Source organism: Bacteroides sp. 41_26 (assembly GCF_949740115.1).
In the GTDB taxonomy this organism is placed as follows: Bacteria; Bacteroidota; Bacteroidia; order Bacteroidales; family Bacteroidaceae; genus Bacteroides; species Bacteroides nordii.
On the sequence record NZ_CATJGZ010000059.1, the window covers coordinates 36,132 to 50,943 of the forward strand.

The following is a 14,812-nucleotide window of genomic DNA, read 5'->3' on the forward strand; positions in this document are numbered from 1 at the left end:
TACAAAAAAAATCACCACAAAATAAAAAAGTTACGAGCTACAAGCCACGAACTATAAATAGCTGTGTATAAAACACAGACATTTAATTATTCGTAACTGTAGCCCGTAACTTATAATGAGTAGCTATAACTACTACACTACTCCGGAGAATCCCATAAATGCCATAGCCAGCAAACCTGCTGTAATCAAAGCAATCGGTGTCCCTTTCATCCCTTCAGGAATCTTCACAAGACTCATCTGTTCGCGTAAACCGGCAAACAGCACAAGAGCAAGTCCGAAACCAAGAGCTGTAGAAAATGCATATACAACACCCGTCAACAGATCAAAGTCTTTCTGGATAACCAAAATAGCAACACCCAGGATACAACAGTTGGTCGTAATCAAGGGAAGAAATACTCCCAGCGCCTGATACAATGCAGGAGATACTTTCTTTAAAATAATTTCTACCATCTGTACCAAAGCGGCGATTACCAGGATGAAAGTAATAGTCTGCAAATAACCGAGTCCGAAAGCATCGAGTACAAACTTCTGAATCAGAAAGGTTACGATAGTAGCAATGGTAAGCACAAATGCTACTGCGGCACTCATACCTAACGCAGTTTCTACTTTCTTGGAAACCCCCAAGAAGGGGCAAATTCCCAGAAACTGTGACAATACGATGTTGTTTACAAAGATTGCCGATATAAATATCAATATATATTCCATAAACCTATTAATTAAAAATTATAAATTAGAATTCAGTAGTTAGTAGATAGAATCTATGCAGTATGTCAGTTACTATGCCGGATGGATTCTAACTACCAGCCACCAACTACTAAATTTAATTTTCTTAGTTTTTCTTCAAACTGTTAATCAATGCAATAAGGTATCCCAATGCAATGAAAGCACCCGGAGCCAATACAAATACCAACATACCGTACTCTTCCGGGAAGATAGCAAAGTCAAATACTTTACCAGTACCCAAGAATTCACGCATAGCACCCAGCAGAGTCAAAGCAAACGTAAAACCAAGGCCCATACCAATACCATCGAACAAAGAGGATACCGGGTTATTCTTAGCTGCAAAAGCTTCGGCACGTCCTAACACAATACAGTTCACAACAATCAACGGAATGAAAAGCCCCAGTGTGGCATACAATCCCGGAACATAAGCCTGCATCACCATCTGCAACAGAGTCACAAAGGATGCAATAACTACGATAAAGGACGGAATACGCACCATATCGGGAATCAGATTTTTGATCAGCGAGATAACGACATTGGAACAAATAAGTACAAACATCGTGGCCAGTCCCATACCCATACCATTAATGGCAGAAGAGGTAGTTCCCAACGTAGGACACATACCCAGCAGGAGCACAAATGTAGGATTCTCTTTGATAATCCCGTTCATCAATACTTTAAAGTTATTCATTTCTTAATACTCCTTTCTTAATTAGCACTGATGGATTCAGCAGGTTCAACAACTTTTTGTGTAGCACCAGTAGTTCCGTTGGTGTCATCATTGCCCTTGTAAGCGGCATAGGCAGCATTCACTGCATTAAGAAATGCACGTGAAGTAATAGTCGAAGCGGTAATAGCATCTATCTGACCACCGTCTTTACTCACTTTCAACGGAGCTTCACCCGGATTCATACCTTTAATGCTTCCTTTGCCACCTTCCTTAAACCAGTCAGCAGCTTTAGAGCCCAATCCCGGAGTTTCTGCATGAGACAGCAAAGAGTAATCATAGATTTTACCATCGGCATCAAAACCTACCAGAACTTTCAGTTCGCCACCAAAGCCCATAGTAGTAGATTCTACAGCAGCACCTACCCACTGACCGTCTTTTTTAGCAGGATAAATAGTATATTCAACCCCATCTATAGTTTGCTTGGTAGCTTCTGTAGTAGGGTCATTATCAAATGCAGGTACAACAACACTAATAGCATCGCTCAATATCTTAGCATTGGCTTCGGCTATCGGTCCTTTGGTAAGTTCATTTACATAAGCCAGTAACGCCACCGAAATAGCAGTAACCCCGGTAAGTACCAGCAACATATTCTTTAATGATGATTCTAATTTTTTCATTTTTTCTTCGCTACCTCCCCAAAGCGTTTAGGTTTGCAATATGTATTTATCAGCGGAGTAAATGCATTCATAATCAAAATAGCGAACGACATACCCTCAGGATAAGCACCAAACAAACGGATAATGACAGTCAGCAGACCGATACATACACCATAAATCAACATACCTTTCTTACTCATCGGAGAAGTAACATAATCCGTTGCCATAAAGATAGCTCCCAACATCAAACCACCGGTAAGTAATTGAAGAACCGGAGATACATACAATGCCGGATTCACCAAATGCATAATGCCGGAGAACACAAATACAGTAACCAGAATAGATACCGGAATGTGCCAGGTAATAATCTTCTTCCACAACATATAAATAAGTCCGAGTAGCAATGCAGCAGCACTTACTTCGCCCAAACATCCGCCATTCTGACCAATAAGAAGAGTCAGAGCATCAGGAAGCTGATCCAGTGAAACACCGGGAGCACCATTGATAATCCCCTTCATAATAGCCAGTGGAGTAGCTCCCGTAGTAGCATCAGCATAAGCTGTAAGCTGGCCTACAACCGGCCATGTAGTCATCTGCACCGGGAATGAGAGCAATAGGAATACACGTCCTGCCAATGCCGGATTAAAAGGGTTATTACCTAAACCTCCGAATGACATCTTGCCTACACCAATAGCAAACAGTGCACCCAAAATGATAATCCAGACAGGAAGGTTAGACGGAAGATTGAAGGCAAGCAACACACCGGTGATGATAGCCGAACCGTCACAAATAGTAGTAGTTTCTTTCTTCAGCAGGTACTTACCGATAGCCCATTCAAAAAAGACACAGGCTACCACAGAAGTAGCTGTAACAATAAGGGCACCCAACCCGAAAAAGAGTAGCGACACGATAAAGGCAGGGAATAATGCAATTAGTACACCATACATATTCTTCTGTATGCTGTCTCCGCCATGAACGTGAGGTGATAGTGATACTATAAATTTATTTTCCATACTTCATTATTTTTTAGCTTGACGTGCACGAATCATAGCCCCTACCTTACCTTTGCCTAAACGACAATAGTCGAGCAACGGACGGTAAGCCGGACAAGTGAACTGGCAGGAGCCACATTCAATACAGTCCATGATTCTCTCAGTTTCCATTCTTTCAAATTCTCCGTTTTCGGCCAATGCAGAAAGCAGATAAGGTTCCAGTCCCATCGGGCAAGCACCTACACACTTCGCACAACGAATACAATTTTGTATCTCGCCACGCTTCGCTTCTTTCTGATTCATAATGAGAATACCGGAACTACCTTTAGCAGTAGGAACGTCAATATTAACCAATGCTTTCCCCATCATCGGACCACCACCGATTACCTTACCTGTATCTTCGGGTAAACCACCACAAGCATCAATCAACTGACGCATCGGTGTACCTACACGTGCCATAAAGTTAGAAGGTTTGGCAAGCGACTTACCGGTAACGGTAATAACACGCTCAAACAAAGGTTTATTTTTCTGCACAGCCTGATAAACAGCAAAAGCAGTACCCACATTCTGCACTACAGCACCGGTAGAGATAGGAAGCGCTCCACTCCCAACCTGGCGTTTGATAACGGCATCAATCAATTGCTTTTCACCTCCCTGCGGATATTGCACTTTCAAAGCTACGACTTCAATGCCGGCATAACCAGAAGCTATTTTGGTCATCAGTTCAATAGCGTCAGGTTTATTATTCTCGATACCAATAAATGCCTTATTCACCTTCACAGCCTTCATCAGGATAGAAACACCTACCATGATTTCTTCAGCATGTTCCAGCATTAGTTGATGGTCGGCCGTCAGATAAGGTTCACACTCTACTGCGTTAATAATAACACATTCTGCCTTGAATGAAGGAGGAGGACACAATTTTACCTGTGTAGGAAAACAGGCACCACCCAAACCAACAATACCTGCATCGGCTATCTTTTTTACAATCTCTTCAGAGCTCAGTTCGCACTCTCTCACCAGTGTTTCACTACGATCGATACTTTCTTCCCATTCGTCTCCTTCTACATCAATGAAAATGGCAGGTTTGGCATAACCGCTTGCATCAACGATCGAGTCAATTTTGGTTACCTTTCCGCTGACAGAAGAATGAATAGCTGCCGAAACAAAACCAGCAGGCTCGGCAATCTTTGTGCCCACTTTCACCACGTCACCTTTAGCCACAACAGGCTTTGCCGGAGCACCAATGTGCTGGCTCAGCAGAATTACCGCTTTTGACGGAACCTCTGCCGTAATGATGGGCTGATGTGCTGAGAGTTTATTTTCCTGTGGATGAACACCACCAATTGAAAATGTCTTCAACATACAATTCTGTATTTTATCTGTTATTATTCTATTATTTACGCTTCGGCTGCGGGAGCTGCTTTAGGAGTCTCCGCTTTGGGAGCCTCTGTTGCAAGAGTCCCTTCAGCCTTTGGTTTACGCGGCGGGAAATTTAACTCAATAATTGTTCCTTGCGGACAAACTTCCACACACTTACGACATGATTTACACTTATTGGGATCAATGTAAGCCAGATTGTTCTCGAGCGTGATAGCTTCGAACGGACAAGTCTTCACACATTTACCACAACCGATACAACTAACAGTACAAGCCTTGCGTGCCACTGCACCCTTGTCTTTATTAACACAAGACACATACACACGACGCGACTTTTTACCTTGCGGACGGATTTCAATAATTGCTTTCGGACAAGCTTTTACACAAGCACCACAAGCGGTACATTTTGCCTCATCTACTTCCGGAAGCCCGGTCTCCGGATTCATGTGGATAGCATCGAACTGGCAAACAGCTACACAGTCGCCACATCCCAGACATCCAAAACTACAACCTGTTTCTCCACCATAAAGAGAAGCAGCTATCGCACAGCTCTTTGCACCGTCGTACAGATTGGTACGAGGACGATTAGCACAGGTTCCGTTACATCTCACCACCGCAACCATTGGTTCGGCTTCACCGGCATCGAGTCCGAGGATAGAGGCCACTTGCGCCATAACATCCTGTCCACCTACAGGACAGAATTTACCTTCGAGCGAACCAGCTTTCACACAAGCGTCAGCAAATCCACTACATCCCGGATAGCCACATCCACCGCAATTGGCTTGGGGCAACACTTCGGACACCTGGGCAATACGCGGGTCTTCATACACGGCAAATTTCTTGGAAGCGGCATACAGAATGGCGGCTGAAACCAGCGCAATGGCTCCCAATGAAATTACTGCAATCAGAATCAAATTCATAAATTAGTTATTTTATTGGTTTTATAGTAAATGAAAATTTCTGTTTCAATCGGTTCTTATTCAACCACAATACACAATAATAAGGAATAAGAAGAGCAAGCGATGTAAGTGACGCATAGAGCTCGTCGTTCATCACTGCCATAAATAAGAAAAGGGAAAGTATTAAAAGTACAAAAGGAAATACGAAAGCCAAAGCAACAGCCATCATCCCCATAGAGGTTTCGCCGGTCACCATTACCTGTTCTCCAATCTGATAAGAAGATGCCGAAGGATCAACAATGTCGATAACCTTCTCTTTACTGTCTGCAGAGGAACAATGCCCTTTGACACTGCATGCCGAGCATGCTGATGTCTGGATAATTCTCACTGAAAGATGAGAACCATTTATGTTTTCCACAATACCTTGATGCTTTATTGTATTAGCCATTTTGCAAACTGAACATTACAAATTGCGGCAAATTTAAGCATTATTTGTGAACTACGAAGCGTTAGGCTGTTTTTTCTATGTGTTAAAGTGTTATTTTTACGTTTTTTGTTATCGCACACAATAAATAACGAAGGGCGACCTATATGGCCGCCCTTCGTTAATATGCTTACAAAAAGTTAACTTACCATTGATAATTGATACCAAAACTGAGCAATTCCTTTACTTGAAAATAGCTACTTCCCTCAGTTGGTTTCGAACTGTCATCATAACGTGCATGTACATAAAGTTTAGTAGACAGATAACGGTTCAGAACAAAGTTTACTGTATTTTCCCACTCTATACGCACCCATTTGTAACTGGTGAGGTAATTTAAACGAGAGTCAAGAGTCACGGAAGGAATGATCGTCCAGGTCAGAGTCGGCTGAAATTGTGAACCAAAATCATTTTTAGAACATTTGCCTTCATCCAGACCGAATTTTGTTTCATTTACTTCACTGTTACCTATATAACGGAGGTTATAAGTCAAAGGAGCCAAGAACAGAGAGAAGTTAAATTTCTTCTTCTTCAATTTATAATCCATACCAATGCTGACTGCCAGATCTGCCGGAGCAAAGAAAGCAGAAACGAGTTCTTCACTATTGGCTTTATAACCATTAGCAAACTGAGTTTTGAATTCAGCGGAAACAGTATAATACCAGTTATGAGCAGCCTGAATACCCAGTTTACTATACAAACGAAGCTGGTCTGTATTCACTAAATATTTATGGTACTTATCCGACGGAGTAGAGTTGAATCCTAATTTAGCTTCCAGCATATTCTCAAACTGCACCTTCTCACGGTCATTGTAATTAGCAAACAGTTTCAAATTGGCAAGCAATGCATTATTGCTTTCTCCTCCTTTATACCAGTTATCCGAAATATAGTTTTGGGTAATCTGCAAAGAACCATTACCACCAGTTACCCACCAGTTAGGTTTACTGATTTTCAGTTCAGCCTCTCCTACTGCAACATCCATCGGCTCTTTATCAAACAAACGAAGCACCTCTGTTTTTGCCTTAGGCTTCACATCTTCACGGAACACCTTTCGGCTTCTGATACGATCTTCTGTTGTGCGAACCAACTGAGGAGCATTCAAGTAAACCCCCATCAATGACTGGTCAACAATCTTGTTGGCGCGTTCCAAAGTCGTGAAACGATCTTTATCATAAGGTAACCAATTAGAATAATCCACAGAAACAGAATCCAGTTTAGGCATCTCCCAATCAATTTTAGAGTAATATGCAATCGGAGAATAATAATATGCCAACGGCACAAAAAGACGATAGTATTTCGGATGAACCGGAATATAACGTTCCGGCACAGCAGGATCATTCAAATAATCTAACTCTCCAATATACTTTTGATACAAATAAGAAACTGTATCCAGTTTATTGGTCTCAGTATTCAATTTCAAAAAGAGATAAGGCTGAAGTCCTTCCGAAAGCGTATCAGGTTTCATGGTCAACAGTGTATCAGCTTTTATTACATTAGTCCTGTTTTTCGACACAGTCCCGACTACATCTTGCGCCACAACAGACGAAGAAAAAATAATCGCCAATGCGAATGATGAGATATAACTATTTTTCATAATTCATGCTATTTGAGCGCAAAAATACATCAAAAACTTCAGAAAACATAGAAAAAGTAAAAAGTTGTTTTCACCAACCTTTTTGTAAGGCTTTAAGGAGGGAATTGCATTTTTTAATAAATTTGTTTCTGTGAATACTTACTACTTCCTCATTTTTTTGTAATTTTGCAGTTTTTAATGCGTTAGATTCTTTAGAATACTACTAGTAAACAAATAATTAAAACAGTTATAGCTGTGGGAGAAACAAAGTATATTTTCGTCACCGGTGGTGTAGCTTCCTCGTTAGGAAAAGGTATTATCTCATCATCCATCGGTAAATTGCTGCAAGCAAGAGGTTATAATGTAACCATTCAGAAGTTTGACCCGTACATCAACATCGACCCGGGAACACTGAACCCTTATGAACACGGAGAATGTTACGTGACTGTAGATGGACACGAAGCTGACCTCGATTTAGGACATTACGAACGCTTCCTAGGAATTCAGACAACAAAAGCCAATAACATTACTACCGGACGTATTTACAAAAGTGTAATTGACAAAGAACGTCGTGGTGACTATTTGGGCAGAACCATTCAGGTAATCCCACATATTACAGACGAAATTAAACGCAACGTCAAACTATTAGGTAATAAATACAAATTCGACTTTGTAATTACCGAAATTGGCGGAACAGTAGGCGATATTGAATCACTTCCTTATGTGGAAAGTATTCGCCAGTTAAAATGGGAATTAGGTAAAGATGCATTATGTGTACACCTTACTTATGTACCTTATCTGGCTGCAGCCGGTGAACTGAAAACCAAACCGACTCAGCATTCGGTAAAAGAGTTACAAAGTGCAGGTATCCAACCGGATATTCTGGTATTACGTACAGAGCACGAACTTACCGCCGGACTTCGTAAAAAAGTGGCATTGTTCTGCAATGTAGATGAGAATGCAGTAGTACAAAGTATTGATGCTCCTACTATCTACGAAGTACCTTTGCTGATGCAGGCTCAGGGATTAGATGAAACAATCCTGAAAAAGATGGGACTTCCTGTTGGAGAAACTCCGGGATTAGGTCCGTGGCGTGCATTCCTCGAACGTCGTCATAAAGCAGAACAGAAAGAACCCGTACATATTGCGTTAGTTGGTAAATACGACTTGCAAGACGCATACAAATCTATCCGTGAAGCGCTTTCACAAGCCGGAACTTACAATGACTGCAAAGTTGAGGTGGATTTCGTAAACAGTGAAACACTTACAGATGACAATGTAGAAGAAGCATTGAAGGGAATGTCCGGCGTAATGATAGGTCCCGGATTTGGCCAACGTGGTATTGATGGTAAATTTGTAGCTATCAAGTATACCCGTACCCACAACATTCCTACATTCGGTATTTGTTTGGGTATGCAGTGCATTGCTATCGAATTTGCCCGTAACGTACTTGGATACAAAGATGCCAACTCACGTGAAATGGATGAGAAAACACCGCACAATGTTATCGACATCATGGAAGAGCAGAAGGCAATCACTAATATGGGAGGAACCATGCGTTTGGGTGCATATGAATGTACATTGGAAAAAGGTAGTAAAGCTTACGAAGCCTATAAAACAGAACACATTCAGGAACGTCACCGTCACCGCTACGAATTCAATAACGACTTTAAAACTGAATATGAAGCAGCCGGCATGAAATGTACTGGTATCAATCCTGAATCAGGTCTTGTAGAGATTGTAGAAATCCCTACCTTGAAATGGTTCGTAGGTACTCAGTTCCATCCGGAATATAGCAGTACGGTATTGAATCCACATCCATTGTTCGTATCATTCATCAAGGCGGCAATCGGAAAATAAAAATAAATCATAATTCATAACTCTAAAAAAATGGATAAGAACACCATTACGGGTCTCGTTTTAATAGCGCTATTATTAGTGGGTTTCAGTTTCTTTAGTCGTCCGAGTGAAGAACAGCTTGCTGCACAAAAGAGATACTACGACTCCATTGCAGTGGTGCAAAAACAGGAGGAAGCTCTAAAAGCTAAAACTGCCGCTGCATTGGCTAATGAAAAAGAAGAAACAACAAGCGTAGATTCTACTTCACTCTTTTTTGATGCCATGGAGGGTAAAGAGTCCTTCACCACCATTCAGAATAATCTGGTAGAAATTACATTTGTCAATAAAGGAGGCCGTGTTTACTCTGCCATGCTGAAAGATTATAACGGGCAAGATGGCAAACCAATCGTATTGTTCAATGGCAGTGATGCTGAGATGAGCTTTAATTTCTACAATAAGAAAGAAACAGTACAAACCAGGGATTACTATTTTGAAGTAGTTAATAAGACCGATAGTAGCATTACGATGCGTCTGGCTGCTGATAAAGACAGTTATATTGATTTTGCTTACACTCTGAAACCAGACAGTTATCTACTTGGATTTACCATCCAGGCAACGGGTATGACTGGCAAACTTGCTTCAACAGACTATGTAGATATCTCATGGTCGCAACGCGCCCGTCAGCTTGAAAAAGGATACACTTACGAAAACCGTCTGGCTGAATTGATGTATAAGGTAGCAAATGATGGAACCGATAACCTCTCAGCTGCCAAGGACGATGAAAAGCAGATTGAAGGCCGCGTAGACTGGGTTGCCTTCAAAAATCAATTCTTCTCTTCCGTATTTATTGCTAATCAGGACTTCGACAAGGTAGTAGTAAAATCAAAGATGGAGAAACAAGGAACCGGTTATATCAAAGACTATTCTGCTGAAATGAATACTTTCTTTGATCCGACAGGTAAACAGGCTACTGATATGTACTTCTACTTCGGACCGAATCATTACAAAACGCTTAAAGCACTTGATAAGGGACGTGATGACAAATGGGAACTCGACAATCTGGTTTATTTGGGGTGGCCTCTGATTCGCTGGATTAATAAGTATATTACAATCAACGTGTTCGATTGGCTTTCGGGCTGGGGACTGAGTATGGGTCTTGTATTATTGCTATTGACCATCATGGTGAAAATTGCAGTATATCCGGCAACTTGGAAAACCTATATGTCATCTGCCAAGATGCGTGTATTGAAGCCGAAAATTGATGAAATCAATAAGAAGTATCCGAAGCAGGAAGATGCAATGAAGAAGCAACAGGAAGTAATGAGCCTGTATAGCCAGTATGGCGTCAGCCCAATGGGAGGATGTCTGCCGATGTTATTACAGTTCCCGATTCTTATGGCATTGTTTATGTTTGTACCGAGTGCTATTGAACTTCGTCAACAGAGCTTTTTGTGGGCACCGGACCTCTCTACGTATGATGCCTTCATTACATTCCCGTTCCATATCCCATTCCTGGGTAATCACCTCAGTTTGTTCTGTTTGCTGATGACAGTAACCAATGTTTTGAACACTAAGTATACTATGCAACAACAGGATACCGGTGCACAGCCTCAGATGGCAGCAATGAAATGGATGATGTATCTGATGCCGATAATGTTCCTTTTCGTATTGAACGATTATCCTTCGGGATTGAACTATTACTATTTCATTTCAACATTGATCAGTGTGGGTACAATGATCGTATTGCGCAAAACAACGGATGAAGACAAGTTGCTGGCTATCCTTGAAGCAAAGAAAAAAGACCCGAAACAAATGAAAAAGACCGGTTTTGCCGCTCGCCTGGAAGCTATGCAAAAGCAACAGGAACAAATGGCAAAAACAAGACAACAACAGAAGAAATAATAAAAATTAATTCTGTATGATGTAGAAAGCCGGGCAAATCCAAAAGGGTATTTGTCCGGCTTTATGCTTGTGCTTCCCGCACGGGAAAGTACGCCAAGCGATAAAACGACTATAAACAAACAAAGAGATGAAAACTAAATATACTTATAAGGAGATATGGATTATCTCCTACCCTATCCTTATCAGCCTTATCATGGAGCAGATGATAGGAATGACGGACACAGCCTTTTTAGGACGTGTCGGAGAGATTGAATTGGGTGCATCTGCCATTGCCGGAATCTATTACCTGGCTATCTTTATGATGGCATTCGGTTTCAGTATCGGAGCACAAATCATGATTGCCCGCCGCAACGGAGAACAACGGTACAACGAAATAGGTCCTATCTTCTATCAGGGAATCTATTTCCTATTAGCATTAGCCGCCGTCATGTTTACCTTATCGATATGCTTTTCACCGCATATACTGAAGAATATTATCTCTTCACCAAACATCTATGAAGCCGCCATCAGTTACATCAACTGGCGTGTATTCGGTTTCTTTTTCTCGTTCATAATGGTGATGTTCCGCGCTTATTTTGTAGGTACTACGCAGACAAAAACCCTAACCCTGAACTCCATTGTAATGGTACTGTCAAACGTTGTATTCAACTATATCCTGATCTTTGGTAAATTCGGTTTTCCAAAACTTGGTATTGCCGGAGCAGCCATTGGCTCATCACTGGCAGAATTGGTATCAGTACTGTTCTTCGTCATCTATACCTGGAAACGGATTGATTGCCGGAAGTATGCACTACACAAGCTCCCGGCCTTTCAATCTAAAACACTGAAAGCTATATTAGGAGTGTCTTTCTGGACTATGATACAAAACCTGCTGTCCATGTCCACCTGGTTTATGTTCTTCCTCTTTGTAGAACATCTGGGCGAACGGGCACTGGCCGTTACAAATATCATCCGCAATGTCTCAGGCATACCATTTATGATGACAATGGCATTTGCTTCTACCTGTGGTTCATTAGTCAGCAACCTGATCGGAGCCGGAGAAATACAATGTGTACAAGGCACCATTCGTCAGCATATCCGCATCGCATATGCTTTTGTATTACCACTGTTGATATTCTTTGCTCTGTTCCCCAACCTTGTACTGAGTATTTACACCGATATTCCGGAACTGCGGGAAGCCTCCATACCATCATTATGGGTACTATGCACGGGTTATCTGATAATGATTCCGTGTAATGTATATTTCCAGTCCGTATCCGGAACCGGTAACACGCGAACTGCATTAGTCATGGAAATGTGTGTGTTAGCTATTTATATTGCATATATCACATACATCATCCTGTATCTGCGAGTAGACGTAGCTATCTGCTGGACAACAGAACATCTGTATGCCACTCTCACGTTGATACTATGCTGGTGGTATATAAAGAAAGGAAACTGGCAGAAAAAGAAAATATAATTCAATTTATCTGTCACCCAATCCATGAATAAAATTTAATCGTTATCTTCGCACATCTTAATTTAACTGAAAAAATATGAGACAAGCCAAACTGTTAGTTATGTCAACAACAATGATGTTAGCAGCCTGCGGTGGAACAAAAGATGCAGGACAGAGCGCAGAAGCACTCATCGGCAAATCGGATATCAAGATTGAAGGAATGCGTATGACACCCGAAGCACTATGGGCCATGGGGCGCATCGGTGAGGTATCCGTATCACCCGACAATCAGAAAATTGTGTATAGTGTAGCTTACTACAGTGTACCGGAAAACAAAAGTAACCGCGAACTTTTCACCATGAAAGCGGACGGAAGTGACAACAAACAGATCACTCACACCCCCTATCAGGAGAATGGAGCCATCTGGATTAAGGATGGAACTAAAATAGCTTTTCTAAGCAATGATAACGGAAGCAGCCAGATTTATGAGATGAATCCGGACGGTAGCGGACGTAAACAACTCACCAACTATGACGGGGATATTGAAGGCTTCTCTATTTCACCGGATGGAAAAAAGATTCTTTTTGTCTCACAAGTGAAAACAGTAAAAAGCACAGCTGATAAATATCCGGATCTGCCCAAAGCATCGGGTATCATCGTTACCGACCTGATGTATAAGCATTGGGATGAATGGGTAACAACTGCCCCACATCCGTTTGTAGCCGATTTTGACGGAAACTCAATCTCCAATATCGTTGATATCCTGGATGGCGAACCTTATGAAAGTCCGATGAAACCCTGGGGTGGTATGGAGCAACTGGCATGGAATACTACTTCAGATAAGATAGCTTATACCTGCCGTAAAAAGACGGGATTAGAATACGCTGTTTCTACCAATTCGGATATTTATGTGTATGACCTGAAAACAAAGCAAACGACTAATATTACCGAAGAGAACAAAGGATATGATACCAATCCGCAGTATTCTCCGGATGGTAAATACATTGCCTGGCAGAGTATGGAACGCGACGGTTATGAAGCAGATCAGAACCGCCTTTTCGTAATGAACCTCGAAACAGGCGAAAAACGGTTTGTCAGTAAAACATTTGAATCAAACGTAGATGCTTTCATCTGGAGTGCAGATGCACAAACGATCTATTTCACCGGCGTATGGCATGGAGAAGTACAGATATATGCCCTCAACCTTGCTGATGATTCTATCAAACCGATCACCGAAGGAATGTATGACTATGATGCTCCTGCCCTTTTCGGGGATAAACTAATTGCCAAACGTCATTCAATGAGTATGGGCGACGAAATTTATGCCATCTCCCTGGACGGAAAAACCACTCAACTGACACAGGAGAACCAACAGATCTACGATCAGCTTGAAATGGGTAAAGTAGAAGAACGTTGGATGAAGACTACAGACGGAAAACAGATGCTGACTTGGGTAATTTATCCCCCTAAGTTTGATCCGAACAAAAAATATCCAACCTTACTCTTCTGTGAAGGTGGTCCACAAAGCCCCGTTAGTCAGTTTTGGAGTTATCGCTGGAACTTCCAGATTATGGCAGCTAATGACTATATCATCGTTGCCCCGAATCGTCGCGGACTTCCCGGCTTTGGTAATGAATGGAACGAAGCTATCAGCGGCGATTATGGCGGCCAATGCATGAAAGATTATTTCACGGCAATCGATGAAATGACAAAAGAGCCGTTTGTTGATAAAGACCGTTTGGGCTGCGTAGGTGCCAGCTTCGGTGGTTTCTCTGTGTACTGGCTCGCCGGACATCATGATAAACGTTTTAAAGCATTTATTGCACACGACGGTATCTTCAACATGGAAATGCAGTATCTGGAAACAGAAGAAAAATGGTTTGCCAACTGGGATATGGGTGGCGCCTACTGGGAGAAACAAAATGCAACAGCGCAACGTACCTTTGCCAACTCTCCACATCTGTTCGTAGACAAATGGGATACCCCTATCCTTTGCATCCATGGAGAGAAAGACTACCGTATCCTTGCCAATCAGGCAATGGCTGCATTCGATGCTGCGGTAATGCGAGGTGTTCCTGCAGAATTACTTATCTATCCGGATGAAAACCACTGGGTACTCAAGCCACAGAATGGTATCTTGTGGCAACGCACATTCTTTGAATGGCTGGATAAATGGTTGAAATAAAGAACCAATCCGATAAATAGTAAAAGTCTCTTTGATTCATCAAAGGGACTTTTTTCATTTTATAAGAAAAAGAA

At 41.7% G+C, this 14,812-nt stretch carries 12 protein-coding genes; 4 read left to right on the forward strand and 8 right to left on the reverse strand.

Annotation, left to right across the window (positions count from 1 at the left end):
• Nucleotides 1–132: 132 nt before the first annotated feature.
• From rsxA to QX565_RS06405, 8 genes are all read right to left on the reverse strand, one after another.
• The gene (gene rsxA, locus QX565_RS06370) at nucleotides 133–705 is read right to left on the reverse strand and encodes an electron transport complex subunit RsxA (RefSeq protein WP_002562594.1); all 573 of its coding nucleotides are present in this window, start codon (nucleotides 703–705) and stop codon (nucleotides 133–135) included.
• A gap of 124 nt (nucleotides 706–829) precedes the next feature.
• On the reverse strand, nucleotides 830–1,414 hold the full coding sequence (rsxE, locus tag QX565_RS06375) for an electron transport complex subunit RsxE (protein WP_221649942.1): 585 nt from the start codon (nucleotides 1,412–1,414) through the stop codon (nucleotides 830–832).
• A 17-nt stretch (nucleotides 1,415–1,431) separates the two neighbouring features.
• Nucleotides 1,432–2,070, reverse strand: coding sequence for an RnfABCDGE type electron transport complex subunit G (locus QX565_RS06380; protein WP_221649941.1), 639 nt, complete (start codon nucleotides 2,068–2,070; stop codon nucleotides 1,432–1,434).
• The gene (locus tag QX565_RS06385) at nucleotides 2,067–3,062 is read right to left on the reverse strand and encodes an RnfABCDGE type electron transport complex subunit D (RefSeq protein WP_221649940.1); all 996 of its coding nucleotides are present in this window, start codon (nucleotides 3,060–3,062) and stop codon (nucleotides 2,067–2,069) included. The genes QX565_RS06380 and QX565_RS06385 overlap by 4 nt, the downstream gene beginning before the upstream one ends.
• Nucleotides 3,063–3,068: 6 nt before the next feature.
• Entirely contained in the window at nucleotides 3,069–4,406 is a 1,338-nt protein-coding gene (gene rsxC, locus QX565_RS06390) for an electron transport complex subunit RsxC (RefSeq protein WP_289291962.1), read from the reverse strand.
• Nucleotides 4,407–4,441: 35 nt separating this feature from the next.
• Nucleotides 4,442–5,341, reverse strand: coding sequence for a Fe-S cluster domain-containing protein (locus QX565_RS06395; RefSeq protein WP_289291964.1), 900 nt, complete (start codon nucleotides 5,339–5,341; stop codon nucleotides 4,442–4,444).
• A 7-nt stretch (nucleotides 5,342–5,348) separates the two neighbouring features.
• Nucleotides 5,349–5,768, reverse strand: a complete 420-nt coding sequence (locus tag QX565_RS06400; RefSeq protein WP_289291965.1) for a SoxR reducing system RseC family protein — start codon at nucleotides 5,766–5,768, stop codon at nucleotides 5,349–5,351.
• Nucleotides 5,769–5,949: 181 nt separating this feature from the next.
• A complete protein-coding gene (locus QX565_RS06405; RefSeq protein ID WP_289291967.1) occupies nucleotides 5,950–7,395 on the reverse strand; it encodes a DUF3078 domain-containing protein in 1,446 nt (481 codons plus the stop codon).
• A 234-nt stretch (nucleotides 7,396–7,629) separates the two neighbouring features.
• Between QX565_RS06405 and pyrG the strand changes: the two genes are divergently transcribed.
• From pyrG to dpp5, 4 genes are all read left to right on the forward strand, one after another.
• On the forward strand, nucleotides 7,630–9,234 hold the full coding sequence (pyrG, locus tag QX565_RS06410; RefSeq protein ID WP_221649936.1) for a CTP synthase: 1,605 nt from the start codon (nucleotides 7,630–7,632) through the stop codon (nucleotides 9,232–9,234).
• 30 nt (nucleotides 9,235–9,264) lie between these two features.
• A complete protein-coding gene (gene yidC / locus QX565_RS06415) occupies nucleotides 9,265–11,115 on the forward strand; it encodes a membrane protein insertase YidC (RefSeq protein ID WP_289291969.1) in 1,851 nt (616 codons plus the stop codon).
• A 127-nt stretch (nucleotides 11,116–11,242) separates the two neighbouring features.
• The gene (locus tag QX565_RS06420; protein ID WP_289291971.1) at nucleotides 11,243–12,574 is read left to right on the forward strand and encodes an MATE family efflux transporter; all 1,332 of its coding nucleotides are present in this window, start codon (nucleotides 11,243–11,245) and stop codon (nucleotides 12,572–12,574) included.
• A 76-nt stretch (nucleotides 12,575–12,650) separates the two neighbouring features.
• Nucleotides 12,651–14,738, forward strand: a complete 2,088-nt coding sequence (gene dpp5 / locus QX565_RS06425) for a dipeptidyl-peptidase Dpp5 (protein ID WP_289291973.1) — start codon at nucleotides 12,651–12,653, stop codon at nucleotides 14,736–14,738.
• Nucleotides 14,739–14,812: the final 74 nt, after the last annotated feature.

What these genes read in the sequence shown, in the direction of transcription:
- rsxE (WP_221649942.1), bottom strand. Translation starts at nt 1,414, where the DNA reads ATGAATAACTTTAAAGTATTGATGAACGGGATTATCAAAGAGAATCCT.
- QX565_RS06395 (WP_289291964.1), bottom strand. Translation starts at nt 5,341, where the DNA reads ATGAATTTGATTCTGATTGCAGTAATTTCATTGGGAGCCATTGCGCTG.
- rsxC (WP_289291962.1), bottom strand. Translation starts at nt 4,406, where the DNA reads ATGTTGAAGACATTTTCAATTGGTGGTGTTCATCCACAGGAAAATAAA.
- yidC (WP_289291969.1), top strand. Translation starts at nt 9,265, where the DNA reads ATGGATAAGAACACCATTACGGGTCTCGTTTTAATAGCGCTATTATTA.
- QX565_RS06380 (WP_221649941.1), bottom strand. Translation starts at nt 2,070, where the DNA reads ATGAAAAAATTAGAATCATCATTAAAGAATATGTTGCTGGTACTTACC.
- QX565_RS06405 (WP_289291967.1), bottom strand. Translation starts at nt 7,395, where the DNA reads ATGAAAAATAGTTATATCTCATCATTCGCATTGGCGATTATTTTTTCT.
- dpp5 (WP_289291973.1), top strand. Translation starts at nt 12,651, where the DNA reads ATGAGACAAGCCAAACTGTTAGTTATGTCAACAACAATGATGTTAGCA.
- QX565_RS06400 (WP_289291965.1), bottom strand. Translation starts at nt 5,768, where the DNA reads ATGGCTAATACAATAAAGCATCAAGGTATTGTGGAAAACATAAATGGT.
- QX565_RS06420 (WP_289291971.1), top strand. Translation starts at nt 11,243, where the DNA reads ATGAAAACTAAATATACTTATAAGGAGATATGGATTATCTCCTACCCT.
- rsxA (WP_002562594.1), bottom strand. Translation starts at nt 705, where the DNA reads ATGGAATATATATTGATATTTATATCGGCAATCTTTGTAAACAACATC.
- QX565_RS06385 (WP_221649940.1), bottom strand. Translation starts at nt 3,062, where the DNA reads ATGGAAAATAAATTTATAGTATCACTATCACCTCACGTTCATGGCGGA.